Origin of the sequence: Enterobacter sp. EGD-HP1, from assembly GCF_000733275.2 — a bacterium.
In the GTDB taxonomy this organism is placed as follows: Bacteria; Pseudomonadota; Gammaproteobacteria; order Enterobacterales; family Enterobacteriaceae; genus Enterobacter.
The window spans coordinates 455,734-480,575 of sequence record NZ_AVOP01000001.1 but is presented as its reverse complement, the minus strand read 5'-3'; the positions used below and the strand labels follow the sequence as shown (position 1 = coordinate 480,575).

General features: G+C 53.0%; 27 protein-coding genes, 2 tRNA genes, 1 other RNA gene and 1 pseudogene. 14 read left to right on the top strand and 17 right to left on the bottom strand.

The genetic code is table 11. The annotated features are described in order from the left end of the window. Nucleotides 1-168: 168 nt before the first annotated feature. From N037_RS23405 to N037_RS02400, 4 genes and pseudogenes are all read right to left on the bottom strand, one after another. A non-coding RNA gene (locus tag N037_RS23405) (RtT sRNA) lies at nt 169-306 on the bottom strand. 44 nt (nt 307-350) lie between these two features. Continuing rightward, nucleotides 351-438: transfer RNA gene (locus N037_RS02410), tRNA-Ser, on the bottom strand. Nucleotides 439-585: 147 nt separating this feature from the next. Continuing rightward, nucleotides 586-1,263, bottom strand: coding sequence for an isochorismatase family protein (locus N037_RS02405; RefSeq protein ID WP_032638688.1), 678 nt, complete (start codon nt 1,261-1,263; stop codon nt 586-588). A gap of 20 nt (nt 1,264-1,283) precedes the next feature. After that, a pseudogene (locus N037_RS02400) lies at nt 1,284-2,144 on the bottom strand (pirin family protein). A 109-nt stretch (nt 2,145-2,253) separates the two neighbouring features. On the opposite strand from N037_RS02400, the gene N037_RS02395 reads away from it, so the two are divergent. Further along, on the top strand, nt 2,254-3,159 hold the full coding sequence (locus N037_RS02395) for a LysR family transcriptional regulator (RefSeq protein WP_032638684.1): 906 nt from the start codon (nt 2,254-2,256) through the stop codon (nt 3,157-3,159). Between the two features lie 243 nt (nt 3,160-3,402). Here the strand turns inward: N037_RS02395 and N037_RS02390 are convergent. After that, a tRNA-Ser gene (locus N037_RS02390) sits at nt 3,403-3,490 on the bottom strand. A gap of 232 nt (nt 3,491-3,722) precedes the next feature. Here N037_RS02390 and ghrA point away from each other — a divergent pair. From ghrA to N037_RS02370, 4 genes are all read left to right on the top strand, one after another. Then, a complete protein-coding gene (gene ghrA, locus N037_RS02385) occupies nt 3,723-4,661 on the top strand; it encodes a glyoxylate/hydroxypyruvate reductase GhrA (RefSeq protein ID WP_032638682.1) in 939 nt (312 codons plus the stop codon). An 84-nt stretch (nt 4,662-4,745) separates the two neighbouring features. After that, on the top strand, nt 4,746-5,483 hold the full coding sequence (locus N037_RS02380) for a phosphatase (RefSeq protein WP_023335232.1): 738 nt from the start codon (nt 4,746-4,748) through the stop codon (nt 5,481-5,483). Between the two features lie 21 nt (nt 5,484-5,504). After that, nucleotides 5,505-6,059 (top strand): TorD/DmsD family molecular chaperone, encoded by a 555-nt coding sequence (locus tag N037_RS02375; protein WP_032638680.1) that lies wholly within the window; start codon nt 5,505-5,507, stop codon nt 6,057-6,059. Between the two features lie 96 nt (nt 6,060-6,155). Next, complete coding sequence (locus tag N037_RS02370; protein ID WP_072163868.1) at nt 6,156-6,638, top strand: DUF1097 domain-containing protein; 483 nt, start codon at nt 6,156-6,158, stop codon at nt 6,636-6,638. A 43-nt stretch (nt 6,639-6,681) separates the two neighbouring features. On the opposite strand, the gene csgG is transcribed toward N037_RS02370, so the two are convergent. Genes csgG through csgD form a run of 4 tightly spaced genes read right to left on the bottom strand, consistent with a single transcriptional unit; the run spans nt 6,682 to nt 9,023 of the window. Continuing rightward, entirely contained in the window at nt 6,682-7,515 is an 834-nt protein-coding gene (csgG, locus tag N037_RS02365; protein WP_023335235.1) for a curli production assembly/transport protein CsgG, read from the bottom strand. 26 nt (nt 7,516-7,541) lie between these two features. Then, the gene (csgF, locus tag N037_RS02360; protein WP_023335236.1) at nt 7,542-7,955 is read right to left on the bottom strand and encodes a curli production assembly/transport protein CsgF; all 414 of its coding nucleotides are present in this window, start codon (nt 7,953-7,955) and stop codon (nt 7,542-7,544) included. Nucleotides 7,956-7,978: 23 nt separating this feature from the next. Further along, nucleotides 7,979-8,368 carry a curli production assembly/transport protein CsgE gene (gene csgE, locus N037_RS02355; protein WP_023335237.1) on the bottom strand — a complete coding sequence of 130 codons (390 nt, stop codon included), beginning with the start codon at nt 8,366-8,368 and terminating at the stop codon, nt 7,979-7,981. Between the two features lie 4 nt (nt 8,369-8,372). Beyond that, nucleotides 8,373-9,023, bottom strand: a complete 651-nt coding sequence (gene csgD, locus N037_RS02350) for a biofilm master transcriptional regulator CsgD (protein WP_023335238.1) — start codon at nt 9,021-9,023, stop codon at nt 8,373-8,375. Between the two features lie 762 nt (nt 9,024-9,785). On the opposite strand from csgD, the gene csgB reads away from it, so the two are divergent. The 5 genes from csgB to ymdB all read left to right on the top strand — a co-directional run bounded on the left by csgB (nt 9,786) and on the right by ymdB (nt 12,263). Then, the gene (csgB, locus tag N037_RS02345) at nt 9,786-10,241 is read left to right on the top strand and encodes a curli minor subunit CsgB (RefSeq protein WP_023335239.1); all 456 of its coding nucleotides are present in this window, start codon (nt 9,786-9,788) and stop codon (nt 10,239-10,241) included. Between the two features lie 40 nt (nt 10,242-10,281). Further along, the gene (csgA, locus tag N037_RS02340) at nt 10,282-10,734 is read left to right on the top strand and encodes a curli major subunit CsgA (protein ID WP_032638676.1); all 453 of its coding nucleotides are present in this window, start codon (nt 10,282-10,284) and stop codon (nt 10,732-10,734) included. A 62-nt stretch (nt 10,735-10,796) separates the two neighbouring features. Continuing rightward, nucleotides 10,797-11,129: a curli assembly chaperone CsgC gene (gene csgC / locus N037_RS02335; RefSeq protein ID WP_023335241.1), complete on the top strand. Its 333-nt coding sequence runs from the start codon at nt 10,797-10,799 to the stop codon at nt 11,127-11,129. Between the two features lie 164 nt (nt 11,130-11,293). After that, nucleotides 11,294-11,614, top strand: a complete 321-nt coding sequence (locus N037_RS02330; protein WP_023335242.1) for a hypothetical protein — start codon at nt 11,294-11,296, stop codon at nt 11,612-11,614. Between the two features lie 106 nt (nt 11,615-11,720). Then, complete coding sequence (ymdB, locus tag N037_RS02325) at nt 11,721-12,263, top strand: O-acetyl-ADP-ribose deacetylase (protein ID WP_023335243.1); 543 nt, start codon at nt 11,721-11,723, stop codon at nt 12,261-12,263. A gap of 33 nt (nt 12,264-12,296) precedes the next feature. On the opposite strand, the gene mdoC is transcribed toward ymdB, so the two are convergent. Further along, on the bottom strand, nt 12,297-13,436 hold the full coding sequence (gene mdoC / locus N037_RS02320) for a glucans biosynthesis protein MdoC (RefSeq protein WP_032638674.1): 1,140 nt from the start codon (nt 13,434-13,436) through the stop codon (nt 12,297-12,299). A gap of 254 nt (nt 13,437-13,690) precedes the next feature. Here mdoC and mdoG point away from each other — a divergent pair, with 254 nt between their 5' ends. The 3 genes from mdoG to N037_RS02305 all read left to right on the top strand — a co-directional run bounded on the left by mdoG (nt 13,691) and on the right by N037_RS02305 (nt 18,078). Further along, entirely contained in the window at nt 13,691-15,244 is a 1,554-nt protein-coding gene (gene mdoG / locus N037_RS02315) for a glucans biosynthesis protein MdoG (protein WP_032638672.1), read from the top strand. After that, nucleotides 15,237-17,765 carry a glucans biosynthesis glucosyltransferase MdoH gene (mdoH, locus tag N037_RS02310; protein WP_032638668.1) on the top strand — a complete coding sequence of 843 codons (2,529 nt, stop codon included), beginning with the start codon at nt 15,237-15,239 and terminating at the stop codon, nt 17,763-17,765. Before mdoG ends, mdoH begins: the two co-directional genes overlap by 8 nt. 85 nt (nt 17,766-17,850) lie before the next feature. Next, nucleotides 17,851-18,078, top strand: a complete 228-nt coding sequence (locus N037_RS02305; protein ID WP_024908995.1) for a YceK/YidQ family lipoprotein — start codon at nt 17,851-17,853, stop codon at nt 18,076-18,078. 6 nt (nt 18,079-18,084) lie between these two features. On the opposite strand, the gene N037_RS02300 is transcribed toward N037_RS02305, so the two are convergent. The 3 genes from N037_RS02300 to N037_RS02290 all read right to left on the bottom strand — a co-directional run bounded on the left by N037_RS02300 (nt 18,085) and on the right by N037_RS02290 (nt 20,841). After that, nucleotides 18,085-18,459 (bottom strand): MysB family protein, encoded by a 375-nt coding sequence (locus N037_RS02300; protein WP_023311118.1) that lies wholly within the window; start codon nt 18,457-18,459, stop codon nt 18,085-18,087. A 97-nt stretch (nt 18,460-18,556) separates the two neighbouring features. Further along, a complete protein-coding gene (mdtG, locus tag N037_RS02295; RefSeq protein ID WP_032638666.1) occupies nt 18,557-19,774 on the bottom strand; it encodes a multidrug efflux MFS transporter MdtG in 1,218 nt (405 codons plus the stop codon). Between the two features lie 140 nt (nt 19,775-19,914). Then, nucleotides 19,915-20,841 carry a Kdo(2)-lipid IV(A) acyltransferase gene (locus N037_RS02290; RefSeq protein WP_032638664.1) on the bottom strand — a complete coding sequence of 309 codons (927 nt, stop codon included), beginning with the start codon at nt 20,839-20,841 and terminating at the stop codon, nt 19,915-19,917. Between the two features lie 221 nt (nt 20,842-21,062). On the opposite strand from N037_RS02290, the gene trhO reads away from it, so the two are divergent. After that, nucleotides 21,063-22,112: an oxygen-dependent tRNA uridine(34) hydroxylase TrhO gene (gene trhO, locus N037_RS02285; protein ID WP_032638663.1), complete on the top strand. Its 1,050-nt coding sequence runs from the start codon at nt 21,063-21,065 to the stop codon at nt 22,110-22,112. Between the two features lie 41 nt (nt 22,113-22,153). On the opposite strand, the gene N037_RS02280 is transcribed toward trhO, so the two are convergent. The 4 genes from N037_RS02280 to solA all read right to left on the bottom strand — a co-directional run bounded on the left by N037_RS02280 (nt 22,154) and on the right by solA (nt 24,800). Further along, entirely contained in the window at nt 22,154-22,732 is a 579-nt protein-coding gene (locus N037_RS02280) for a YceI family protein (RefSeq protein WP_024909002.1), read from the bottom strand. Between the two features lies 1 nt (nt 22,733). After that, nucleotides 22,734-23,300 carry a cytochrome b gene (locus N037_RS02275; RefSeq protein ID WP_023335252.1) on the bottom strand — a complete coding sequence of 189 codons (567 nt, stop codon included), beginning with the start codon at nt 23,298-23,300 and terminating at the stop codon, nt 22,734-22,736. A gap of 207 nt (nt 23,301-23,507) precedes the next feature. Next, nucleotides 23,508-23,621: a YceO family protein gene (locus N037_RS23390; protein WP_032638658.1), complete on the bottom strand. Its 114-nt coding sequence runs from the start codon at nt 23,619-23,621 to the stop codon at nt 23,508-23,510. 60 nt (nt 23,622-23,681) lie between these two features. Continuing rightward, the gene (gene solA, locus N037_RS02270) at nt 23,682-24,800 is read right to left on the bottom strand and encodes an N-methyl-L-tryptophan oxidase (protein ID WP_032639140.1); all 1,119 of its coding nucleotides are present in this window, start codon (nt 24,798-24,800) and stop codon (nt 23,682-23,684) included. Nucleotides 24,801-24,842 lie beyond the last annotated feature (42 nt).

The window sequence follows — 24,842 nt, the reverse complement described above, 5'->3', positions numbered from 1 at the left end:
GATTGACTCGCTTCGCTCGCCTTGCGGGCAGCCTGTTCGCTGCGCTCTCAGTCTGTCCAACTGGCTGTCGCCAGTTGTCGAACCTCGGTCGGGGGGTCTCATCCCCCCCTTTTCGGAGAATATAAAAGAAAAAAGCCCGTACTTTCGTACGAGCTCTCATCTTAAATATGGCGGTGAGGGGGGGATTGACTCGCTTCGCTCGCCCTTCGGGCAGCCTGTTCGCTGCGCTCTCAGTCTGTCCAACTGGCTGTTGCCAGTTGTCGAACCCCGGTCGGGGATTCTCATCCCCCCTTTTCGGAGAATATAAAAGAAAAAAGCCCGTACTGTCGTACGAGCTCTCATCTTAAATATGGCGGTGAGGGGGGGATTCGAACCCCCGATACGTTGCCGTATACACACTTTCCAGGCGTGCTCCTTCAGCCACTCGGACACCTCACCATATTGTTTTGCTGCCTGACCGCTTGGGGGGCAACGGGGCGCTACTATAGGGAGTTGCGCTAACACGGTCAAGCAGATTTTCAGCTTTAGTGCCTGTTCGGTTAAGCATTAATCAGCCCCACGGTTTTTATGCCGTGGAGCAGGGGATTAACGCTGTGAATCGAGCACTTCACTGTTTTTAACCACTTCCTGTGCTTTGCCGTAGCTTTCGATCAACAGCTGGTAAGCCGGGAAGATGTGGGTATACACCTCAGCCCACTCGGCTGCGTCCTCACGGTTCCAGGTTCGCTGGATCTCAGAGGCCACCGCCGCGGTATCCATTGGCACGACACCGGCCTGCACAACCCGCGCCAGGGTGATCTCCTGCGCCATTTTGCTGTAGGTACCGGAGGCATCAATCACCGCAAACACTTTATAGCCGTCCGCCACCGCGCTGATTGACGGGAAGGCCATGCAGACGCTGGTGATAGTGCCCGCGATAATCAGCGTCTTGCGCCCGGTCGCTTTCACCGCCGCAACAAACTCCGGATTATCCCAGGCGTTGATCTCGCCTTTACGGGCAACATATTGCGCATGCGGCGCGTTGGCGTGGATCTCGGGGATAAGCGGTCCGTTCGGTCCCTGTGGAACGGACGCGGTGGTGATCACCGGGATCTTCGCCAGCGTAGCGATCTTTGCGAGCGCTGCCGCACGGGCACGCAGTTCCGGCATGGGCATATCCCCAACGGTCTGGAACAGGCCGCTCTGGTGATCGATAAGCAACATCACCGCATCGTTCACATCAATAACCGGACGAGTGCCGTTAAAATTTGCAGGTGTAGACATCTTCTTCTCCTTTATTACGTTTAGATCTGGCCGAAGCGGCCAGAGTTAAAATCACGAATGGCTTCGTTGATTTCGCTTTTACTGTTCATCACAAACGGGCCATAGCCCACGATGGGTTCATTCAGCGGCTCGCCGGCCATCAGCAGCACTTTTGCATCGCTGTTCGCCTCCAGGTGAAGTTTGTCGCCTTCCTGACTCAGTACGACAAGCTGGGCTTCACCTGCCTGCGTTGCACCGTTTACCGTGATGTTGCCTTCAAGCACGACCAGCGCGGTGCTCCAGCCTTCGGGCTGATTGAGCGTCAGATGGCTTCCCTGGTTCAGCGCGATGTCCCAGACGTTGAGCGGTGAGAAGGTGTGCGCCGGGCCGGTAATATCGCTGTAGCGTCCGGCGATAACCCGTACCGTTCCGCTGTTGTCCGGTAGCGCCACAGCCGGGATGTCGCTTTTGGTAATGCTCTGGTAGCCCGGTGCCGCCATCTTGTCTTTGGCTGGCAGGTTGACTCAGAGCTGCATCATTTTCAGTTCTCCGCCTTTCTGCGAAAACGCGCTGGAGTGGAACTCCTCGTGCAAAATGCCTGCACCTGCGGTCATCCACTGCACGTCGCCGGGGCCAATAACACCGCCTTTACCCGTGGAGTCGCGGTGCTCCACTTCACCGGAATAGACGATGGTGACTGTTTCAAAACCCCGGTGAGGGTGCTGGCCTACGCCGCGTTTCGCCCCATCTGCCGGAAAGGTGTACGGACCCGCGTAGTCCAGCAGCAGGAACGGACTCAGCGGCTCGCCGTGGGTTTGGTAAGAAAACATTGAACGGACCGGGAAACCATCGCCAACCCAGTGCTGACGCGGAGCGGTATAAACGCCTGTTACGTTTTTCATGATTAACTCCTGATGTTCTGTTGATGTAATTAGCTTATATTCAGAGTTAATGTCCCGGTAGATAGTGAAAATAGCATTCACTGTTCTTAAAATAGAACGATGAGGATTTATGCAGGATCTCAATGACTTCGTCTGGTTTGTGAAGGTGGTGGACTACGGTGGTTTTGCGGCGGCGGGAAGGGCGCTTGACCTGCCAAAGTCCAGGCTAAGCCGCCGGATAGCGCAGCTCGAGGAACGCCTGGGCGTGCGGCTCATCCACCGAACAACCCGACAGTTTACGGTGACCGAAGTTGGGCAGACTTTCTATCAGCACTGTAAAGCGATGATGGTGGAGGCCGAGGCCGCCGAGGAAGCCGTTGCGGCACTGCAGGCTGAACCGCGCGGTATCGTCAGGATCACGTGTCCGATAACCTTATTGCATGTCCACGTGGGCCCGATGCTGGCAAGATTTATGGCGCGCTACCCCGGCATCAACCTTCAGCTTGAGGCGACCAACCGGCGGGTAGATCTGGTGGGCGAGGGGGTAGATATCGCGATCCGCGTACGCCCGCGTCCATTTGATGACAGCGACCTGGTGCTAAGGGTGCTGGCTGACAGGGGGCATTGTCTGGTCGCAGGTCCGGCCTTGATTCAACGCATGGGAGAACCCGTCGTCCCGTCTGAACTCAGTGCCTGGCCCGGGTTAAGCATGAACGAGGGGAAACATATTCATAAGTGGGAGCTGTCCGGTCCCGGAGGCGCAAAAGCGGAGATCCATTACCACCCTCGATTGATCACCACCGATATGCTGGCGCTTCGTGAAGCGGCCATGGCAGGCATCGGCGTAGTGCAGTTGCCGATCTTGATGGTGAAGGATCAGCTTGCGTCAGGCGAACTGTTGCGGGTGCTGGACGCGTGGGAACCCCGGCGGGAAGTGATTCACGCGGTTTATCCTTCCAGACGAGGTTTGCTGCCATCCGTCAGAACGCTGGTGGATTTTCTGACCGAAGAGTATGCAAAGATGGTGGAAGAATAATACTTCCCTCTCCCCTAGGGAGAGGGGCAGGGTGAGGGGCTCAGGCCGCACCGAGCTGCATATAGCACCGGGGGGGATTGATTCGCTTCGCTCGCCCTGCGGGTAGCCTGTTCGCTGCGCTCTCAGTCTGTCCAACTGGCTGTCGCCAGTTGTCGAACCCCGGTCGGGGGTTCTCATCCCCCCACAGACGTGCAATATGCGAAAAAAAAAGCCCGCATTTTCATGCGAGCTCTTCTTCAAATATGGCGGTGAGGGGGGGATTCGAACCCCCGATACGTTGCCGTATACACACTTTCCAGGCGTGCTCCTTCAGCCACTCGGACACCTCACCATATTGTCATCCCGTTGTTGCCGGGACGGGCGCTAATGTAAGGAAAAGCCGAACTGCCGTCAACTCACTTTTTCAGTAATTTAGCGCGTTTAGACAAACTTCAAGCAACCTGACTCCTAAATGTGCACAAAGCGCCTCTTTTATCAGCAACGCGGTTTCCTGATAAATTTGTTATGCTGGCAATCCACTTGAAAACGAAAACAAAACAGCGCAATAAAAGGCAGGAATGACCATGGATATTCTCTTCTATCACCCAACATTTGATACCGCTTACTGGATTGACGCACTTTCTGCGGCGCTGCCCGGCGCACGCGTACGCGAGTGGAAGCGTGGCGATAATGAATATGCCGACTATGCGCTGGTCTGGCACCCGCCGGTTGAGATGCTGCAGGGGCGCAATCTGAAGGCGGTTTTCGCCCTGGGAGCCGGCGTGGATTCCATTCTGAGCAAACTGAAGGCACATCCTGAAATGCTGCCGGAAGACGTCCCCCTTTTCCGCCTGGAAGATACCGGAATGGGCCAGCAGATGCAGGAGTATGCCGTGAGCCAGGTGCTGCACTGGTTCCGCCGCTTCGACGATTATCAGGCCTTTAAACAGCAATCCCACTGGGAGCCGCTCCCGGATTATCGACATGAAGATTTTACCGTTGGGATCCTCGGCGCGGGTGTGCTCGGCTCAAAAGTGGCAGAAGCACTCGCCCCGTGGGGCTTCCCGCTGCGCTGCTGGAGCCGCAGCCGTAAGGACTATCCGGGCGTTGAGAGTTTTGCCGGAACGGATGAGCTTCCTGCGTTCCTGAAAGGGACTCGCGTGCTTATCAACCTGCTGCCGAATACCGCCGAAACGGTGGGCATTATCAATAGTACTCTCCTGAACCAGTTAGCCGAGCAGAGCTATTTAATGAACCTGGCGCGCGGGGTCCATGTCGTGGAAGGCGATCTGCTTAAGGCGCTGGACAGCGGCAAGCTAAAAGGCGCTATGCTGGACGTTTACAGCCGTGAGCCGCTGCCCGCGGAAAGCCCGCTGTGGTCGCACCCTCGCGTGGCGATGACCCCGCACGTGGCTGCTGTGACGCGTCCGGCAGAAGCGGTGGCATATATATCCCATACCATCAGCGAAATGGAAAAGGGTAACGCGGTCACCGGACAGGTCGACAGACAGCGCGGCTACTGAGAGAAACCCGGCGTTCGCCGGGTTTTTGCTAATATTCGCCGCTGATAACTGCTATCCTTTGGAAAAACCGCAGAGGAGAGAGAGATGTATCCCGTTGACCTGCATATGCACACCGTCGCCAGCACCCACGCGTATAGCAACCTCCATGATTATATCGCCCAGGCGAAGCTTAAAGGTATTAAGCTGTTCGCGATCACCGATCATGGCCCGGACATGGCGGATGCGCCGCACTACTGGCATTTTGTGAATATGCGGATCTGGCCACGTCTGGTGGACGGCATTGGGATACTGCGCGGCATTGAGGCGAACATCAAAAATGTCGACGGTGAGATCGACTGCACCGGCCCGATGCTGACGTCTCTTGACCTGATTCTCGCCGGTTTCCACGAACCGGTTTTCCCGCCTCAGGATAAAGACACCAACACCGCGGCGATGATTGCCACCATTGCCAGCGGCAACGTGCATATTATTAGTCACCCGGGTAACCCGAAGTACCCGATTGATATTCAGGCTGTCGCGCAGGCGGCGGCGAAGCACCGCGTGGCGCTGGAGATCAATAACTCCTCCTTTGTTCACTCGCGTAAGGGCAGTGAAGCCAACTGTCGCGAAGTGGCGGCCGCCGTGCGTGATGCGGGTGGCATGGTGGCGCTGGGCTCAGACTCTCATACCGCGTTTACGCTGGGTGATTTCAGCGAGTGCCTGAAAGTGCTGAATGATGTTAACTTCCCGGAAGCGCAAATCCTGAACGTGACCCCACGCCGCATGCTCGATTTCCTCGAGTCGCGCGGAATGGAGCCGATTGCCGAATTTGCCGATCTTTAATTGTGTAATGGAATTATAAAAATGAACGAGTTTTCCATCCTTTGTCGCGTGCTGGGTACGCTCTACTATCGCCAGCCGCAAGACCCGCTGTTGGTTCCACTTTTTACGTTAATCCGTGAAGGTAAACTGGCGCAGAACTGGCCGCTGGAACAGGATGATTTACTGGAACGTCTGCAAAAAAGCTGCGACATGCAGCAGATTGCGACGGACTACAATGCGCTGTTTGTCGGCGATGAATGCCGCGTTTCGCCATACCGTTCAGCCTGGCAGGACGGGGCAACGGAAGCAGAAGTCCGTGCTTTCCTCTCTTCGCGCGGTATGCCGCTGAGCGATACGCCAGCCGATCATATCGGTACGCTGCTGCTGGCGGCGTCCTGGATCGAAGACAACGCCGGTGATGATGAGAACGAAGCTATCGAAACCCTGTTCGAAACGTACCTGCTGCCGTGGGTCGGAACATTCCTGGGTAAAGTTGAAGCGCATGCCACCTCGCCATTCTGGAGAACGCTGGCCCCGCTGACCCGCGACGCTATCGCGGCAATGTGGGATGAGCTGGAAGAAGAGAACGGAGAGTGATTTAGATCACATAAATTCTGCAACTCAACATTCCAACTTGCACGTAATGTGCGGCTGATCTCATTTCTATGGTGCGCTTCTGCTAAGATGCGCGCCATGAACATATTACTTTGTATCGCAATTACGACAGGTATTCTCTCCGGACTCTGGGGATGGGTGGCCGTGTCTCTCGGATTGCTCAGCTGGGCCGGGTTCCTCGGCTGCACCGCCTATTTCGCCTGCCCGCAGGGGGGAGTCAAAGGGCTCTTTATCTCAGGCTGCACGTTGATGAGCGGTGTTATCTGGGCGCTGGTGATCATGAAAGGCAGCGCGCTGGCGCCACATCTGGAAATACTGGGATACGTGATGACGGGTGTCGTCGCCTTTTTAATGTGCATCCAGGCTAAGCATCTGCTGCTTTCATTTGTTCCCGGAACCTTTATGGGGGCGTGCGCGACCTTTGCAGGGCTGGGTGACTGGAAGCTGGTGGTCCCCTCACTGGCGCTGGGGTTGCTGTTTGGCTATGCCATGAAAAACAGCGGTCTTTGGCTGGCGTCCCGGCGGGAAAAAGCGCAAAACATTACTGCGGTGAGTGAATAAAAAAAGGCGAGATAGTTATCTCGCCTTTTTTATGCGCTTCCTGTCAGGATTCCGGAGGTACTGACATATCGCGGTATTTCACCAGTATCGGGTTCTGCACGTCTGCTTTGTTTTGCAGATCCCACAGCCCGCGGTCGATACCATCATTGATTAAGAAAATAACGCCTGTTTCAATGGCTGACATCAGACACATCATGACCGGCTCGTTAGATGTGTAGCCAATTTCACCCTCCAGCAAGCGCTGGTAATCGATAAAGCGGAAGACCCCTGCCTGGACTTCATAAGACAGAATGGTTTTACTGGTGTTCACCGAAGAGAGCACTTCGCCTGTACTGACGTTGACCACACGCAGGTTAACGGCGATTTGGTCGAGCTGGTACTGGGTATCTGCACCGATACCGAAGTAACGTGCTCCTGCACCACCCGATTTAACGTTACTTTCGTAGCCAATAATTGATCCTTCAATCATCACGTTTGCTGCCGCCAGGGATTGCAGCGGCGTTCGGTTATTGTCCGCGACGGTGCCATTCTCCTGTGCGGCACGAATGATTTTGCGTTCATTCAACAGGTTCTGAAGCCCCTGACGTTCCAGCGGAATAAACCAGTGCGAATCCTTGAGCGCGGTAACCAACATGGCGGTGGCGCTTTGCGGCACTGCCGTGGAGAAGTTACTTGCCGGGTAAGGCTTGAATTGCCCGGTTTCATCCTGAATGTTATATACGGAGACAAATATTTTCCCGGTAGGGGAAGGTAAATGTGTTAAATCACGATAACTCTGGGCCCGAGGCATTAATGTTGGTTTTGCAGCTTCTTTAGGTGGAGCAGTTAAACAACCGCTCAATAAGCACACTGCAACAAATATCAGGAAGCGCTGCATGATCGTTGTCCTTATTTAGCTATTGTTTAAAAGTCAGTTGAATTAGTTTGTAGGCCGGAAACCTGAATCGTTGAGGTTTTTCCGGTTTTTCGATCGGTCACGTTCAACTGGAGTTGTCCGTCCCTGTTAGCGATGTCGACAATAAAGTCGTTAGTCACCATTCGGCCGGGTTTCCCGGTATTAATGTTGGTCAGTAACCCACCTAAAATCTGCGACTGGATAGCCTGAGTGAAATTGTCCAGTGCGGACGGGGTATCAACGTTAAAATCCTTAAAGCTTGGATCTTTATAGGAGTTTTGCGCCTGAGCTTCATTTAACATGAACGCGCCGTTGTTAGGGTTACCGCCAAAGTTAGGGTTACGGAACTGAAACGTCATGTTTCCAGCCCAGCTTATGGGTGTTATCAGCATTATCGAAACAACTGCATATGCAATACGCATGACAGCCTCCGCATATCGGTTCGCTAGAACTCGTCTTTTGCTAAATCGCTGGTGCTTAATAGGGCTTTATCTATTTGCAGGCGATTAATAGCGTCTTCTGATTGTGCCAGTGCTATGGCTACGTTTTTATCGAAGTCCATTTTTGTGGGGAATAAAAAGGTTTGGAAAATAACGTCCTGATTAGCCGTTATTGTTATCCAACTTCCCCATCGTGCACTGGGCCGCTCGTTGATTGTTATATTACCCTTGTAAGTACTGTCCCATTTATCACTGAAGGCGCGGTAAAAACTGTGCCCGATAGAGGAGACAGTGTGGTCAGTCAACAATCCGGGAACTTCGACCTCGACGGCCTTCAGATTCCCTGCAGCGAGCAGGAAACTCGCTGCGGCGATCCAACTCAACGTGCGCTTCATGTGTTTAACGCCTGAGGTTATCGTTTGCCCACGAAACAGCCTGAGTTCGGTTTTTCACAGCTATCTTCTTGAAAAGATTATAAAGGTGCGTCTTTACCGTATTTTCGCTGATAAATAACGAACGGGCGATTTCAATATTTGAAGCACCAATGCGTAACTTGTTCAGGATCTCTTTCTCACGGTGCGTGAGCAGTGCTGACTCTGAGCTGTTATAGCGATAATTTCCGGAGTGCGTGATGAGATAGCTGGCAAGTTTTTGCGAAAAATAACATTCTCCGCGCAATATACCTTGCAGCCCCTCTACCACCCGGTCCTCTTCTTCAGTGACGTAGAACACGCCATTGATATGCGGCCAGCTTTCAATATCTCTGAAAGGGTACTCATCAGGTGTATTCAATAATAGCACGCGGATATTATTGTTTTTCCTGCTTAAAATATCTTGCCAGTAATGGATAAGCTTTTTATCAGCTTCCATCATATCGAGCAGAATGATGCTGCCAGGCGCAATATCATCAAAAGAACGTTGAATATTATGCAATTTCCCGTTCAATGATAAAGATTGCTTTAAATGTTGTAATAACGCTGTCGCTTGCAAAGAAGGTTTTGTGATCAACAGTAATGTATGACCATGTAAACTATGGACTTCATTATACATGATGAAACCCCACTTTTTTAGGCACCTGGCAGCTGTCCTCCTTTTAAAAGAGGACACCAGAAGTACTGACAGATGTTGCACTGCTGTGTGTAGAATCAGACCATAACCTCCACAGGGAGGTAAATATAAAACCAATTTCGTACATCTAATTTCAATCTAGCTTTTACGAAGTTTAAAGCAAGTGTTAAACATGTAACATAATGTAAAAATAAATATTAATTTGTGAAAACCAGTGGTGGTGAATGGCGAGAATTGATGAGAAAGTTGTACATGTAAATAGAGATGCACACATTTTAAAAATCATACAAATATTTTTAAGATAATAATATTTATGATTTTTTGTTATTTATGTGAAATGAGAATGAAGTATGAGTTGTGCATTTTTTCTAAGTCCACGAATGAGCTACTGTCTGACTTAAGAAAACAGGTTGTGTGTCACGGACTGTGTAAAGATGTTCTCCTGCCGTTACGTTTAAACGCCCAGAAAGAAGCGCGGCCAGCCTTCGTCTCGTTGTACAACCCTCCCGCAAGACACATTTAATAAAAAATATAAGCTGGCCTAATTAAAGTGATTTTTGATGTAAATTACGACTTTGTGGTGAGCCGATAAATAAAAATAAGCCGCGTGGGTGAGATATTTAAAATGTTTCAGCGGACATACTCTTCACCGTAACGACGCGTTAACACATTACGAGTCGTTTTAACAAGTAACAGTATTATAGGGCTAGAGTGTGATTAAATAGCCAGGTCCAGGGTGACAACATGAAAAACACATCGTTATTTATGATGTTTACATTACTGAGTGCGCCTGGATTTGTAACTGCAGCTAATTCAGATATGGCAAATCCTGAATATAACTTTGCGGTTAACGAATTAAGTCTTTCATCACTTAATCAGGCAGCCATTATTGGTCAACAGGGTGTATTTAATGACGCTCAGGTACGCCAGGACGGTTCAAAATTAATGTCCATTGTTTCCCAGGACGGGGCAGGAAACAGAGCCAGGGTTGATCAATCAGGGAGTTACAATATAGCCTGGATCGATCAGAGCGGTAACGGGAATGATGCAGGCATTACGCAAGATGGATATGGTAATAGTGCGAAAATTATCCAGAAAGGGTCGGGTAATAGAGCAAATATTACGCAGTACGGTACGCAGAAAACCGCAGTTGTAGTGCAGAAACAGTCGCAGATGGCTATTCGCGTTATTCAACGCTAGCTTCTCGCGACGAATTTAATCAATCCGATGGGGGTTTACCATGAAATTTATCAAAGTGGCAGCACTTGCAGCAATCGTAGTTTCTGGTAGTGCAATGGCTGGTCTGATTAATCAGGGCGGATGGGGTGATGACCATGGCCATGGCGGATACGGTGGCCCAAATTCAACCCTGAATATTTACCAAAACGGTGGCGGTAACTCTGCTGTAGCATTGCAGACAGACGCCAGAAATTCCGTCCTGAGTATTAGCCAGACGGGTGGCGGTAACGGTGCCGACGTTGGCCAGGGGTCTGATGACAGTAATATCAGTCTGACCCAGAACGGTTTTGGTAACAGTGCAACCCTTGATCAGTGGAACAGTAAAGATTCCAAAATGAATGTTAGCCAGTACGGCGGTCTTAACGGTGCGCTGGTAGACCAGACTGCGTCTAACTCGACTGTAAACGTGACCCAGATCGGTTTTGGTAACCACGCGACAGCTCATCAGTACTGATACCTGATATCTGTGCTACAAAAAAACAGGGCATCAGCCCTGTTTTTTTTCGGGAGTTCATCATGAATACCTTAATTCTCCTTGCCGCCCTTTCCAGCCAGATAACCTTCAAAACCTCACAGCAGGAAAATATGACCACCATTATTCCCCAGGTCACTCTGGCGCAATCGTGTGATTGTCAGGTTCAGATTGTTTCTGTGCGAGAAGGGCAGGGGGGACAAAGTTCTTCCCGACAGCAAAACGCACTTTTTATACCCGCTAATCAGACGATTGATTTAACGCGCCTGAGTTTAAATATAAGCGCGGGAGACACGGTAAAAATCGTTGTCACCGTGTCAGACGGTAAATCGCTGCATTTATCACAACAGTGGTCGCCAGCGGAGCGTTCGCTTTAAATATTCATGAAATCAATATGTTGCGAAGGTGGCGGGTATGTGCCGTTGAGCTATGCTGATATCAGGGACCAGGTCGTTATGTTCCGTAACGTGAAACTTCGTTTGCCATAATAAATGAAGCGCGTTTACCCCTCATGGACGATTTTCATTGAGGAGTACCTATAATGAACAACTATTTTGCTCGACTCGTGGCAGGTCTGGGTCTGGTCGTTTCTGCTTTGAGTATTCCGGCTTATTCGGCCACCCTTGTTGAAGGTGGTGTCATTCATTTTCGCGGTGCTATTGTTGCAGATCCCTGTGAAGTCACTCCCCAGAAGCAACAGTTTGCGTTGTCATGTCCAAATAATAACCGGATGCAAACGCGTATGGTCAGCTATGAAGAGGCGCTCAACGGGAAAGTGAGTGATTCAAGCCTGGCGACGCTCAATATGAAGTACCTGAATCCTGAAAAAACGCTCGCGGTTGTCGAAATCCAGTATCGCTAATGCGGTCTCTCCCGCCCTGCGGTGGAGGAGGATTTTTTCTGATAGTTTTTTCTCCCAGTCTCCTCTGCGATACACTTAAGAAAAAGGCGGGTTGCAGAGGGGCTTTATGAAACCGCAAATTGAAATTATTCATGGCGATATTACGACAATGCACGTCGATGTTATCGTCAATGCGGCCAATCCATCCCTGATGGGGGGAGGCGGTGTGGACGGGGCTATCCACCGCGCTGCCGGACCGCAGCTGCTGGAAGCCTGTAAAACCGTGCGGCAACAGCAGGGCGAATGTCCTCCCGGTCACGCGGTGATTACGCTGGCGGGTAATCTGCCTGCCAGAGCGGTCATTCACGCCGTAGGGCCCGTCTGGCATGGCGGAGACCAGCACGAAGCAAGTATCCTGGAAGAGGCTTACCGCAACTGTCTGCGACTGGCCGCCGACAACGGTTATAAAACGATGGCGTTCCCGGCCATCAGCACCGGCGTCTATGGTTATCCTAAGGCCGCCGCCGCTACGATCGCCGTAGAAACCGTTTATCGCTATCTGTCTTTAAAACCGCTGCCAGAGAAGGTGATTTTTGTCTGTTTTGACGACGACACCACGCATCTTTACCAGCGGCTTCTGACTCAGCGCAGACAAGAGCTGGAAAGTTAAAGCAAACGCGGCGCATCTGGTGCGCCGCGAGGTTTATGAGGCTTTCGCCGGTGGTTTTCCCGAAAAGAGGAAACGCAGGAGCGGGATCCGCAGATGGATTTCGTAAAGTACGATCGCCACCCCCACCACAAACACCAGCCCGGTAAAGAAGCCCAGCGTATTGGAGGCGATGTGCGGTGTGATGTATGCCCCGAAGAAGAGCGTCAACGGGTGATGCACCAGATAGATAAACAGCGAAGCATTCACGAAGTAAGTCACGCGGCTGGACTTGAAGTTCAGCAGGCGGTGGCCCAGCGCGAATACCACGTTCACCATCCACAGGCCCAGCAGCATAGTGATCACGCTTTCCGTTTCATACATCCAGGCGTCGCCGCTGCCGTAGCGCTGATTCAGCAGATAGGCCGCGAACGCGAGGGTGGCTCCCAGCGCGCACCACGGTGACGGGGTGACAAACAGCGATTTAAGCTTTGGATGAATAAAAGCCAGCGCGCCGATTAAAAAGAACGGAATGTAGAACAGTGACTGCATCACCACAAAATTAAATAGCCCGTCGCTTAAAATCGGCGGGTAGATGATAAGCAGGGTCCGTCGCACGGCAGCGTAGGCAATCCCCAGCAGCAAGAAAATTACTGACAATTTGCCCATCGTAACGTTGGCGAAAAAGGTGTCGGCTTTCGTATTTAGATGGTGACGCAGGCGGCTGAAAATCAATAGGCTCACCGATGTGAGCACCACCAGGACCAGCAGGAACCACAGGTGAGACACCAGCTCCCAGACCAGCGTATTGTACTTTTCATACGGCGTAAGATTCGGCCAGTTCTCCGCCTTGCCTTTGACGTACTGCAACATAATGAACTGAGGCAGCGTCAGCAGCGGAATGGCCGTCAACATCGGTATGCCCACGCGCTCTACGCGCACCTTCCACCAGCGCTTGAGCGGGTAGCGCAGAAACAGCATGTAGGAAAAATAGCCGGATATGACAAAAAACACCTGCATACGGAAGGCGTGAATAAAGTCATTAAACAGCGTCAGCCACCAGGAGGGCATCTGGCTATTCACATGCCAGGTATGGCTGGAGTAAATCAGTGAAATGTGAAAGGGGATCCCCAATAGCATCAGCCATGCCCGGATCGAGTCGAGGAAATATTCACGTTCTGTTGGTGTTGTGCTCATATAACGTTGTGCATTCTCAGACTTTTCGTCTTATCCCTAAGACTCATAATGGTTACATTCGAAGCCAACCCTACACCAAGACCGACACCCTGTCTCCAGGATAAGCACGCAAAGTGAAAAGCGGGTTCTTTCATTTGCTTATTCCATGAGCCAGCAGCTGAACAAAGCAGTGATAATGTTGTCGGATTGCCTGAGTTTCCATTAAAATGGATCGGATCGATATAAGCACACAAAGGGGGAAGTGCTTACTTATTATGAAACATAAACCACAGATGATGAAAATGCGTTGGTTGGGTGCTGCAGTGGTGTTATCACTGTATACCTCATCGGCACTGGCCTTTAACATCGACGATGTCGCAAAACAGGCAAAATCGATGGCAGGCAAGAGCTACGAAGCGCCGAAAAGTAACTTGCCCTCCGTTTTCCGCGACATGAAGTATGCGGACTATCAGCAGATCCAGTTCAATCACGACAAAGCGTACTGGAGCAATATAAAGACCCCGTTCAAGCTTGAGTTTTATCATCAGGGTATGTACTTCGACACGCCTGTTGCCATCAATGAAGTGACGGCGACAGCAGTACGTAAGATCAAGTACAGCCCGGATTACTTCAATTTTGGCAATGTGCAACACGACAAAGATACGGTGAAAGACCTGGGCTTCGCAGGCTTTAAGGTGCTTTACCCGATCAACAGCAAAGATAAAAACGACGAAATCGTCAGCATGCTGGGTGCCAGCTATTTCCGCGTCATTGGCGCGGGGCAGGTGTACGGGCTTTCTGCGCGTGGGTTGGCTATTGATACCGCGCTGCCATCAGGTGAAGAGTTCCCGCGTTTTCGTGAGTTCTGGATTGAACGTCCAAAACCAACGGACAAACGTCTGACCATTTATGCACTGCTGGATTCCCCGCGTGCAACCGGTGCCTATCGCTTTGTGATTATGCCGGGCCGTGACACGGTAGTTGACGTGCAGTCCAAAGTTTACCTGCGTGATAAAGTGGGCAAACTGGGTGTTGCACCACTGACCAGTATGTTCCTGTTTGGGCCGAACCAGCCGTCTCCGGCAACCAACTTCCGCCCGGAACTGCATGACTCCAACGGTCTGTCTATTCATGCCGGTAACGGTGAGTGGATCTGGCGTCCGCTGAATAACCCGAAACATCTGGCGGTTAGCAGCTACGCGATGGAAAACCCGCAAGGTTTCGGCCTGCTGCAGCGTGGTCGTCAGTTTTCCCGCTTTGAAGATTTGGACGATCGCTATGACCAGCGTCCAAGCGCCTGGGTCACGCCAAACGGTGACTGGGGTAAAGGTAAGGTCGAGCTGGTAGAAATTCCAACCAACGACGAAACCAACGATAACATCGTCGCTTACTGGACACCGGATCAGCTCCCGGAAGCCGGTAAAGAGATGAACTTCAAGTACACCATTACCTTCAGCCGCGACGAAGATAAGCTGCATGCGCCGGATAACGCGTATGTAATGCAGACTCGCCGCTCAACGGGGGATGTGAAGCAGTCTAATCTTATCCGTCAGCCTGACGGTACCGTGGCGTTCGTCGTGGACTTCACAGGTCAGGATATGAAGAAACTGTCACCGGATACCGCCGTTGCCGCTCAGGCAAGCATCGGGGATAACGGTGAAATCGTTGAGAATACCGTGCGTTACAACCCGGTAACCAAAGGCTGGCGTCTGACCCTGCGCGTGAAAGTGAAAGATCCGAAACAGACCACTGAAATGCGCGCTGCGCTGGTCAGTGACGATCAGCCGCTGAGTGAAACCTGGAGCTATCAGCTACCTGCCAATGAATAATACATCTGAATATATTGATGCCATGCCGCTGACGGATATCGAAAAAGCGGCACTGCCTAAGAGCGACATCCGCGCGGTTCACACCGCGCTGGATGGTGAACATCGTCAGTTTTCCCGTGATGATGATACGCCGCTCGGGTCAGTCAAGGCGCGTCTGGAGCAGGCCTGGCCGGACTCGCTGGCGGAAGGGCAGTTGATTAAAGACGATGAAGGACGCGATCAGCTTCAGGCGATGCCGAAGGCCACGCGCTCCTCGATGTTCCCCGATCCATGGCGAACCAACCCGGTGGGTCGCTTCTGGGATCGCCTGCGCGGGCGTGATGTGACGCCGCGCTATCTGTCACGCCTGACGAAAGAAGAGCAGGCGTCCGAACAGAAATGGCGTACCGTGGGGACCATCCGTCGCTACATTCTACTCCTACTGACGCTGGCGCAGACGGTCGTCGCGACCTGGTACATGAAAACCATTCTGCCTTACCAGGGCTGGGCGTTTATCAACCCGACGGACATGATGGGCCAGGATCTCTGGGTCTCCTTCATGCAGCTGCTGCCGTATATCCTGCAGAGCGGTATTCTCCTGCTGTTCGCGGTTCTCTTCTGCTGGGTCTCGGCCGGTTTCTGGACCGCGCTGATGGGCTTCCTGCAGCTGCTGATGGGGCGTGACAAATACAGCATTTCAGCGTCAACGGTCGGGGATGAACCCCTCAATCCTGAGCACCGTACCGCGCTGATTATGCCTATCTGTAACGAAGACGTTGACCGCGTATTTGCGGGCCTGCGTGCGACCTGGGAGTCCGTGAAGGCGACCGGCAACGCGGCGCATTTCGACGTTTACATCCTGAGCGACAGCTACAACCCGGATATCTGCGTGGCAGAACAAAAAGCGTGGATGGAGCTGATTGCCGAAGTGCAGGGCGAAGGCCAGATCTTCTACCGCCGCCGCCGCCGCCGTGTGAAGCGTAAAAGCGGTAACATTGATGACTTCTGCCGTCGCTGGGGTAACCAGTACAGCTATATGGTGGTACTGGATGCTGACTCCGTCATGAGCGGAGACTGCCTGAGCGGTCTGGTGCGCCTGATGGAAGCCAACCCTAACGCGGGTATCATTCAGTCCTCGCCAAAAGCGTCCGGTATGGACACGCTGTATGCGCGCTGCCAGCAGTTCGCCACCCGTGTTTACGGGCCGCTGTTTACGGCGGGTCTGCACTTCTGGCAGCTGGGTGAATCCCACTACTGGGGTCACAATGCCATCATCCGCGTGAAGCCGTTCATTGAGCACTGTGCGCTGGCGCCGCTGCCGGGTGAGGGTTCGTTTGCGGGCTCTATTCTGTCGCATGACTTCGTAGAAGCGGCGTTGATGCGTCGTGCTGGCTGGGGCGTCTGGATTGCCTACGACCTGCCGGGATCGTACGAAGAGCTGCCGCCGAACCTGCTGGACGAACTCAAGCGTGACCGCCGCTGGTGTCACGGTAACCTGATGAACTTCCGCCTGTTCCTGGTAAAAGGGATGCACCCGGTTCACCGTGCGGTGTTCCTGACGGGCGTGATGTCTTATCTCTCCGCACCGCTGTGGTTTATGTTCCTCGCGCTCTCCACTGCGCTGCAGGTCGTCCATGCCCTCACGGAGCCGCAATACTTCCTGCAACCGCGCCAGCTGTTCCCGGTGTGGCCGCAGTGGCGTCCGGAGCTGGCGATTGCGCTGTTTGCCTCCACCATGGTGCTGCTGTTCCTGCCTAAGCTGCTCAGCATCATTCTGATCTGGTGCAAAGGCTCGAAGGAGTACGGCGGTTTCTTCCGCGTGACCCTTTCTCTGCTGCTGGAAGTGCTGTTCTCCGTCTTGCTGGCGCCGGTACGTATGCTGTTCCACACCGTGTTTGTGGTCAGTGCGTTCCTGGGCTGGGAAGTGGTCTGGAACTCACCGCAGCGTGACGACGACTCCACGCCGTGGAGTGAAGCCTTTATGCGCCACGGGTCTCAGCTGCTGCTGGGTCTGGTGTGGGCGGCCGGGATGGCCTGGCTGGATCTGCGCTTCCTGTTCTGGCTGGCGCCGATTGTCTTCTCGCTGATCCTGTCGCCGTTTGTGTCCGTGATTTCCAGCCGTTCAACGGTGGGGCTCAGAACCAAACGCTGGAAACTGTTCCTGATCCCGGAAGAGTATTCCCCGCCGCAGGTGCTGGTGGATACCGATCGTTACCTGGAACAGAACCGCAGTCGCTCACTGGATGACGGCTTCATGCACGCCGTGTTTAACCCGTCATTCAACGCCCTGGCAACGGCGATGGCCACTGCGCGCCACCGTGCCAGCCAGGTGCTGGAGATTGCTCGCGATCGTCACGTTGAGCAGGCGCTTAACGAGACCCCGGAAAAACTCAACCGCGACCGTCGTCTGGTGCTGTTGAGCGACCCGGTGACAATGGCGCGTCTTCACTACCGCGTGTGGTCCGCTCCGGAGAAATACTCTTCGTGGGTGAACTACTATAAGGACGTGAAGCTGAACCCGCTCGCCCTGAAGGCGAAGTAAATTGTTAAGAAGAGGCGGGTAAGCGAAGCGCCACCCGCCAGATAAAATACCGGCTGTGAGGCCGGTATTTTTTTAGAGGTTAGAGATGAGAATAATCATCGTCGTCATGATGGCATGCCTGCTCAGCGGCTGCGGGAGTATCATCAGCCGCACCATTCCAGGGCAAGGCCATGGGAATCAGTATTACCCGGGCGTGAAATGGGATCTCCGTGATTCCGCATGGCGCTATCTGACCGTGCTCGATCTGCCGTTCTCGCTGATTTTCGACACGCTTTTGCTGCCGATCGATGCCAGCCACGGCCCTTACGAATAGCGTAAATTAACGCTCGTCCCACTCATCGGCTGCGGTTTGACCTTCTTCCGTATCCAGCGGTGGCTCGAGCTGAAACTCACCCTCATCCCACTCGTGCAGGGTGTTCTCTTCCAGCCATTCCTGCCGAAGTTCAATTTCGTCATAGTCGCCATCAAAGACGGCCTGCGCACCTTCACCGCTTAATATCGGCAAACATTCCCCTTCTTCCCCTTCATCGGCAAAGAATTCGGCCTGCCACATAATATCCCCATCCTGCAGAACGTATTTTTGGATATTAAGCTGTTGCACGTCAGCATCTTCTTCTTCAACGCCGGGGTTGTCGGCGAGGAATTCTTCACGAGCGGCATCAATAGCTTCTTCCAGCGTGGCGTACATGGTCATTGGTGTCTCCCTGTTTTCCAGAAGGTTTCAGGGAAAGAATAGCTGAATATAAGATTCTGCAAGTATGAATGCGAAAATAAGCCGTCAGGCGTTCGTCTTATTCCGTCGCGGGCCGCAGCGCGCGGGATAAACTGAACCATGAATAAATGGCATTGAACAACACGACGCCTGCCGTCACAATAAAGACGGCGCGAAAACCGAAGCTGGCGGAAATCCCGGCACCGAGCAGCGGTCCGGTGACGTTACCGATATCCCGGAATGACTGGTTATAGCTGAAGATACGCCCGGCAATCTGGTTCGTGGAGTTGTAGACCAGCAGGGTCTGTACGGCGGGCAGCAACGCGCCGTCGGCGGCACCCAGTAAAAAGCGAAGTAAACCCAGCTGCCACGGAGACTGCACTATCGACATCGGGATAAGCAGCAGGACGGAAATGACCAGCGCGCAGATCAGGATTTTTTCCGGACCCACCCGATCCCCCAGCTTTCCCAGCCTCGGGGCGCTCAGCAGCGCCGCCACGCCGGGTACGGAGGCGATCAGCCCGCTGATGAACGCAATATTGCTGACGCTACCCGCCAGATCGCGAACGTACAGCGTCAGAATAGGGGCAATAGACCCGGTAGCCACCTGGATAATCATTGTCGTCACGAACAGGCTCAGCACCAGTCTGGGATTTTTAAGCGAGGTCAGCACCTCCCTGGCGTGGAGCATCTCTTTTTTGGCGACAGGCGTGAAGTTTTCACGAATACAGAGCAGGGTGACGATAAAGCACAGGAACAACACGCTAGCGGTGATGAAAAAGACCGGGCGCAGGCCGTAGTTATCCGCCAGTAATCCACCGGCCAGTGGCCCCAGCAGAGCACCGCTCACGCCGCCGGTGGAGAGTGTCCCCAGCGCCCAGCCGCTCTTATGGCGGGGGATTTGCGTGGCGATTAAGGCATTCGCATTGGGAATAAATCCCCCCAGCAGGCCCAGCAGCGCGCGCAGGATCAGAAACTGCCAGACGTTCTGCGCCACGCCCATCAGCGCCATGATAATGGCCATCCCCAGCGCCGAACGCAGCAGCATGATTTTACGTCCCTTGCGGTCGGCAAGGCCGCCCCAGAAGGGCGAGGCTATCGCGGAAAAGAGAAACGTGATGCTGAATACCAGGCCAGACCACATATTGAGCGCACTGTGGCCCGTCACGCCCAGCTGTTCGACATAGAGCGGCAGGAAGGGCATGACCAGGCTAAACGCCGCGCCGGTAAGAAAACAGCCAAGCCACGCAACCGTGAGGTTACGCTTCCAGTTTATGGGGGCATCTGAGGGTGACATAACTATCCGCATAATGAGGTGCAGTGCACCTGAAGCATAAAGTAATAAGCCTGCTAATTATGCGCCTGGGTTATGATTGCCGCAATGAGGAGGAGCTTTTAAAGCTAAAACGGCATGCGGCCCTGAGGGCCGCATGAGGATTAATAGCGGGACGGGGTGCCTTTTGGCCGCGTTTTAAAACGGCGGTGCAGCCACATATACTGTTCAGGCGCCAGCATGATGCACTTCTCCACAACGCTGTTCATCCAGCGTGCGGTGGTTTCCGCATCGTCAAGCGGCGGCGCGAGTTCCGGCTCCAGCATCATCAGCTCGTAGCCTGACCCATCCGGCTTACGGCGGGGAACAAAAGGCACGATGGCGGCTTTGGACATACGCGCCAGCATCCAGGTACCGGTCGTTGTGGCGGCCTCTTCAACGGCGAAGAAGGGGACAAATACGCTGGCCTGTGGGCCATAGTCGTGGTCGGGGGCATACCAGACCACTTCACCGGATTTCAGGGCGCGGATCATCCCCTTCAGATCCTTACGGTCGATCATGCTTTTGTTGGAGCGCATGCGGCCGTTGGTCTGGATTAAGTCGATGACCGGGTTATCGTTTGGACGATAAACGCCAATGCCCGGCGCCTGCATGCCGAACATGCGCGCCCCGATTTCCAGCGTCAGGAAATGGACGCCGATCAGCAGCACACCCGTCTGATTGGCCTGAAGCGTATGTACCGGCTCCATACCGGTTCCCGTCACCTCGCTCCAGCGGGCCATGCGTTTGTCCGGCCAGAACCAGGCCATACCGGTTTCCATGAGCCCCATCCCGACAGATTCGAAATTCTTCGCGACCATATCGTGACGCTCTGATTCGCTCATCTGCGGAAAACACAGCTCAAGATTGCGGTACGCGATTCTGGCGCGACGCTTCATGAACAGTTGCGCGAAACGGCCCAGAAATTTACCCAACCGAAAAATAACAGGGTAGGGAAGCTGTACCAGAAGCCATAAAAAGCCGATGCCAAGCCAGGTCAACCAATAGCGGGGATGCAAAAGGGCGGCAGTAAATTTTGGTAACTGGGTCATGTCATTCCTGTGTTCAAACGTCCTGTTTTGCTAGTGTCTCATTTTTTGAGACGTAGCCAAAATATCTGCTTTCGAAGCGTGCACGAATACAGCAATTGTTAAGCCTGATTAATCAGGGTGTGTGAAATGTAGCGTAAATTGTGTGGATGTAAATTGGTTTTGTTTGCTATATGATGCCGACCGATTTTTCATTCTCTCTAACGATTCCAGGACTGTACACCATGCCAGTGTTACACAACCGCGTGTCGAACGAGATGTTAAAAGCGCGCATGTTGGCTGAAACCGAACCGCGCACAACCATCTCTTTCTACAAATACTTCACCATCAACGATCCGCAGGCGACCCGCGACGCGCTTTATCAGGCGTTCACGGCGCTGAACGTCTTCGGCCGCGTCTACCTTGCCCGTGAAGGCATTAACGCGCAAATTAGCGTACCGGAAAGCAAAGTCAGCGCTTTCCGCGACGTGCTTTATCAGTTCGATCCGGCCCTCGACGGCTTGCGCCTGAACATTGCCCTGGACGATGACGGGAAATCCTTCTGGGTGCTGCGCATGAAGGTGCGTGAGCGCATCGTGGCGGACGGTATCGACGATCCTAAGTTTAACGCGGCGGATGTCGGTGAATATCTCAAGGCTGCGGAAGTGAATGCGATGCTGGACGATCCGGATGCCGTGTTCATTGATATGCGTAACCACTATGAGTACGAAGTGGGGCATTTCGAGAACGCGATGGAAATCCCGGCCGACACCTTCCGCGAGCAGCTGCCCAAAGCGGTTGAGATGATGCAGGAACATAAGGATAAAAAGATCGTTATGTACTGCACCGGCGGTATCCGCTGTGAGAAAGCCAGCGCGTGGATGAAGCACAACGGCTTTAATAAGGTCTGGCATATTGAAGGCGGCATTATCGAGTACGCCCGCCGCGCCCGCGAGCAGGGTTTACCGGTACGCTTTATCGGGAAAAACTTTGTCTTTGACGAGCGTATGGGTGAGCGTATCTCGGAAGACGTTATTGCCCAGTGCCACCAGTGCGGCGCGCCGTGCGATACCCATACCAACTGCAAAAACGACGGGTGCCATCTGCTGTTTATTCAGTGTCCGGCCTGTGCCGAGAAGTTTAACGGCTGCTGTAGCGAATTGTGCAGCGAAGAGAGCATCCTGCCGGAAGAAGAGCAGCGTCGCCGTCGCGCAGGACGTGAAAACGGCAACAAGATTTTCAATAAATCACGCGGCCGTCTGAATACCAAACTGGGTATCCCTGATCCCGAATGATAATAACGCCCGGCACGGCGAAAGCCTGCCGGGCGAATCTATTATGATTTCTGCTGGACACCTTCAACGGAAATAATCAGCTCAACGTCCTGAGACGCCGGGCCTAAATCCGTTGTGATATTAAAATCTTTCAGGTGAATTTTGCCCGCCGCTTCAAATCCTGCGCGTTTACCGCCCCACGGGTCGTCACCCTGACCCAGTAATTTTGCATCAAGCGTGACCGGTTTTGTTACGCCATTAAGCGTCAGGTTGCCGGTAATATTCAGCTTATCACCGTCTTTTTTCACTTCCGTGGAGGTGAAAGTAGCCTGTGGGTATTTCCCGACATTGAGGAATTCCCCGCTGCGCAGATGTTTATCGCGTTCAGCATGATTGGTATCCACGCTGTTAGTATTAATGGTCACGTTGACCTTGTCGGCGGCAGGATTTTTCTCGTCAAAGGTGAATGTGCCGTCAAAATCCTTAAAGGTACCGTATAGCCAGCTATATCCCAGGTGCTGAATACGGAAATTGACGAAAGCGTGCTGGCCCTCTTTATCAATTTTATAATCAGCCGCTACGGCAGAACCGGCGGTGAATAACAGAGAACCCAATGCGATACCCAGCAGGTGTTTTTTCATTTTATGCTCCAGAGTCAACTGACGAGCGGCCAAGCATGCGCTTTAGCGTATCGTCTTTATCAATAAAGTGGTGTTTGAGGGCTGCAAGACCGTGCAGCACGGACAGGATCACGACGCTCCACGCAAGCCAGAGGTGAATGACCCCGGCGGTGTCAGCCTGAGCGCCCGCATCGCTGAGCGTTGCCGGGACGTCAAAAAGGCCAAAGACGCTAATTGGCTTACCGTCTGCCGTCGAGATAAGGTAGCCGCTAATCAGAATGGCGAAGAGCAGCGCATAGAGCGCGATATGCGCGGCAACCGCACTGACGCGTGTCATCTTACCGTGGGTCCTCGGCGCGGCGGGCGGCGGGGAAATATGTCGCCAGATCACGCGAAAAATGAGCCCCAGCATCAGGAGAACACCAATGCTTTTATGTAACTCCGGTGCCTGATGATACCAGCCGTCGTAATAGCTGAGCGTGACCATCCAGAGCCCAAGTCCAAACATACCGTAGACGGCAATAGCAAATATCCAGTGCAAACCTATGGATATTATTCCGTAGCGCCGGGAGGTGTTACGCAATTGCATCAGAATGTCCATTTTCAAATTAACCGAAGGGTAAAAATGAACGGGAAGATGGGATATTGCAACTGAAATAATTGTCTATTGATTTTTATTTTATTTATTTCAGCGATTTTGAACGGGATCGATAAAGGTAATTCAATGTCTTCGTGCAAGTAAAATAGAGAGTTTCAATAAAGCTAAGCTAATGTCAATTATTGTCAGTTCGACTTTTCAATAAAATACAATGTAAACAAAATCAATAATAGCCAGCAGCGCCCACAATAAGATATAGAGCATGAAATGCTCGCGAATATTATTCATCAGAAAGCTAACGATTCTGCGCATAACGCCCCGAAATGCAGTGTGAATGAAACGGGCCCCGGGACGTCCGGAGCCCGTGGCGGATTATCCGTTAAAACGCGAGAGTGAGAAGGGCGTCAGATCAAACTGCGGCGTGATACCCTGGGCAAACTGCGCGGCGATTTCACCCAGCACGGAAGCGAACTTAAAGCCATGGCCGCTCAGCCCGGTGATCAGCAGAACGTTGTCATGCCCTGGCAGCGTATCAATGATAAAGTCTTCATCCGGCGTGTTGTCGTAGGTACAGGCCGCGCCATACAGCAAGCCACCGACGCCAGGAAGAATAGTACGCAGGAACGAGAAGGCTTCTGAGCCATCCTGTGGGACGGCGCCGAAAGGCTTACGCTCTTCAGGGGAGGCGATAGCCTGGCCACCGTTGTGTTTACCGATTTTCAGCGCGTCCTTCTCGGAAGGGAAGCCGTAGAACTGATCGCCATTCGGTAATTCGCCGGTGAAGGCCGGGAATTTATTCTGCGCGCTGTAGCGTCCATCCGACTGGAACCAGGAGAAGACCTTGCGTACCGGCAGGATCGGCAGTTCCGGCAGCAGTCGTGTGACCCAGGTTCCTGCACTGACGAGCAGGCGGGACGCTGAATAGTCGCCGTCAATAGTCGTTACCGTGACGCCATTGTCGTCATGGGTAATGGTCTCTACCGGACAGTTAAAAAGCTGCGCACAGCCGGCTTTCGCAGCAAGATCGATCCAGGTTTTGATCGCCGTTTCACAATGCAATACGCCGGAATGGGCTTCAAAGAGGCCGATGTAATCGTCCGGGACGGTAATTTCAGGCCAGCGAGCGGTAATGCCCGTGGCGTCCAGCTTCTCAACATCGAGATTAAAGGCTCTCGCGCTGCGCTCAACGCCGGCGAGAAAATCAGAATGGGCAGGGCCAAGGTTAATGACGCCGGTGCACTCGAAAATACGCTCTTCGGTCTGTTTCGCCAGCTCGTCCCACAGCGTCTGGGCGCGAAGCACCAGCGGAACATAGCGCTCACCTTCTCCATATGCATGGCGCATGAGGCGGGTATCGCCATGATGGCTACCCTCCGCATGGGGAGGAAGATGGGCATCGATCATCAGGACCTTCAGACCCGCCTGTGTTGCGTAATAACCGGCAGCGGAACCCACGGAGCCACTACCAATAATGATTAAGTCGTATCTCATATGCATCTCGTAAACTGATGTTTTGTTAGCAGAGTAATTAAC